Source organism: Thermodesulfobacteriota bacterium, assembly GCA_036482575.1.
Lineage (GTDB): Bacteria > Desulfobacterota > GWC2-55-46 > GWC2-55-46 > JAUVFY01 > JAZGJJ01.
The window spans coordinates 1-2,407 of record JAZGJJ010000183.1; the positions used below are offsets into that span (position 1 = coordinate 1).

Consider the following 2,407-nt stretch of genomic DNA (forward strand, 5'->3'; position numbering starts at 1 on the left):
GAGCCGGTACTTATCCCCGACGTTTCCAAAGACCGGAAGTTCTACAATAAAACGGGTAAGGCGGGCGGGAAATCTAAGCTCGCCGCGAAGTCCGTAGTCTGCGTACCTCTTAAAACAAGGGGGAAGACGCTGGGGGCCATCGAACTCGTAAACAAGGCCGGGGGAGACAGCTTCGACGAGGACGACCTGACGCTGCTTACGGCCGTCGGCGACTACACCGCCATAGCCATAGAGAACGCCATGCTCTTCGACAAGGTCCAGGAGCTGACCATAACCGACGACCTCACCGGACTCTACAACTCACGGTTTCTCAACCACTGCCTCGACAGCGAGGTGGAAAGGGCACGGAGGTTCGACGGCAACCTCTCGGTAATATTCCTGGACATAGACTACTTCAAACTCGTGAACGACACCCACGGGCATCTGTGCGGGAGCAAGCTCCTGGCCGAGCTGGGCGCGCTTATACGCTCTTCGGTCAGGAGTATCGACGTCGTGTGCCGGTACGGCGGGGACGAGTTCGTAGTGGTCATGCCGGAAACAACGAGGAAGAACGCCGGTATCGTCGCCGGGAAGCTGCGCAAGGCGTTCAAGAAGAACATCTTCCTGAAGAACGAAGGCATTAACTACCGCATGACGGCCAGCTTCGGCGTTGCCTCCTACCCCGAGGACGCCAGGGACAAGATGGAACTCCTGCAGCTCTCCGACCAGGCCATGTACGTGGTGAAGAGCCGCTCAAGGGACGGGGTGGCAATGGCTTGCGAGGCAAAGGAACAAAGTGGGCCGAAGGCGGCGAAGTAGGGAACGAAGAATAAGGGACGAAGAATGAAAACTATCGCGGCAATAGCAATACTGCTTTCCCTGTCGGTTGCGGGGTGCACCACGGTCACAAACCGCAGCGGCGACAGGCCCATAGAAAAGGCCACGGTGGATAAGATAGTGCCCGGCGTGACCACGAGGAAGGCGGTCATAGACACCTTCGGCCCCCCGGGAGAGGTGGTCTCCGCCGGAGATACGGAAAAACTCATTTATAAATACAAAGAGACCAGGACCCCGACCTACTTCGGCGGGGTAATAGAGAACAAGAGCATGAGCCGCACCTCAACGTCCACACTCGAAATCACGCTCAAGAAAGGTATCGTCTCCTCATATAGATTCTCCAGCGCCGCCGAGGAATAAAGGAACGGACATTTCAAAAGAAAGGCCCCCGGTCAGAAACCGGGGGCCTTTCTTTATTATCAAAAAAATATTTTAAGTGCGGGACGTCCTTGCGAAAGGGAGGGGATGATCCCCCGGGGATGATTCCCCGGGAAAAAACTCCTAACCGCCGAGCACCGCGTCCTTGCATGCCTTTGCGACCCTGAACTTAACCACCCTCTTGGCCGGTATCTGGATGGGCTCGCCTGTCTGGGGGTTCCTCCCCATCCGGGCCTTCCTGTCGACCAGAACGAGTTTGCCTATCCCGGGAAGCGTAAACGAGTTCTTCGCCTCGTTGTAGGCCAGGCTCGCAATCTCTTCGAGTATCTCGACGGCCTGCTTTTTCGGAATGCCCGCCTTCTCGGCCACATGGGCGGCTATCTGGGACTTTGTCATTGCCTTTGCCATCTCCACCTCCTCTTGCTGGTTATCGGTTAAAAGGCCAGTACGATATTAGTTCCGGACACTTGCTTATTACAGGAGTTTATAAAAAATTGCAAGAAAAAAATTGCCGTGGCGGGGAATCCCCCCCCCCCTCCCCCTCCACACTCAGTGCCTGAAGGTCTTGTGGCATTCGTTACAGTTGTGTATAAGTCCGGCCAGGGATTTAAGGGCCCCGTCCCTGTCGCCGGCCTCGGCGGCGTCGGCAAGTTCGTCGGCCTTTTTGTGCACGGCCATGCCGAGGATGAGGAACTCTCCCTTGCCGCTAAGCCTCGAAACCTTCCTGCACTTCGTCTCCTCTTCCTCGCTCCATCCCAGGTTGGTCCTCGCCACCTCCGCGGCCCTGTCGAGCTCGCTTGCGGCAAGCGCGGCCGTGATCTCGCTTACGGTATCCAGGTGCTTACGCATCATCTTCTTCTGCATGAGCTTCATCGCCGGGGGGAGCTTTAGTTCCGCCCTTTCATCAAGCGCGGCCTCCGCGGCCGGGGCCTCAGCAACCGAAGCCTCCTCGGAGCCGCTCTTCACCTCCGCCTGGTTAAATACGCCGCAGCCAACGCCGTATAGAAGAACCGCCAACGCCGCCACAGGCATAAAAAATTTCTTCATCCGTTACCTCCTTTTGCGGACACTCTACTAAAAAACTTTCCTGCTGTCTATAAGAAATGTCACCGGGCCGTCGTTAACGAGCTCGACCTCCATCTGCGCCCGGAAGAGCCCCTCGGCCACCGTAAGGCCGCTACGACCGAGTCTCCGGACAAAGGCCCGGTAGAGC

The 2,407-nt window shown here is 57.2% G+C and carries 5 protein-coding genes; 2 read left to right on the forward strand and 3 right to left on the reverse strand.

The window, feature by feature from the left end:
• On the forward strand, window positions 1–798 hold a 798-nt coding region (locus V3W31_07960; protein MEE9614863.1), incomplete at its 5' end, for a sensor domain-containing diguanylate cyclase.
• Between the two features lie 24 nt (window positions 799–822).
• Window positions 823–1,176: a hypothetical protein gene (locus V3W31_07965; protein MEE9614864.1), complete on the forward strand. Its 354-nt coding sequence runs from the start codon at window positions 823–825 to the stop codon at window positions 1,174–1,176.
• Window positions 1,177–1,317: 141 nt separating this feature from the next.
• Here V3W31_07965 and V3W31_07970 read toward each other — a convergent pair whose 3' ends face one another.
• The 3 genes from V3W31_07970 to V3W31_07980 form a co-directional block, all read right to left on the reverse strand.
• Window positions 1,318–1,602: an HU family DNA-binding protein gene (locus V3W31_07970; GenBank protein ID MEE9614865.1), complete on the reverse strand. Its 285-nt coding sequence runs from the start codon at window positions 1,600–1,602 to the stop codon at window positions 1,318–1,320.
• Window positions 1,603–1,743: 141 nt separating this feature from the next.
• Window positions 1,744–2,241 carry a hypothetical protein gene (locus tag V3W31_07975; GenBank protein MEE9614866.1) on the reverse strand — a complete coding sequence of 166 codons (498 nt, stop codon included), beginning with the start codon at window positions 2,239–2,241 and terminating at the stop codon, window positions 1,744–1,746.
• Between the two features lie 27 nt (window positions 2,242–2,268).
• Window positions 2,269–2,407: D-aminoacyl-tRNA deacylase (locus V3W31_07980; protein MEE9614867.1), on the reverse strand; the 139-nt coding region annotated here is incomplete at its 5' end.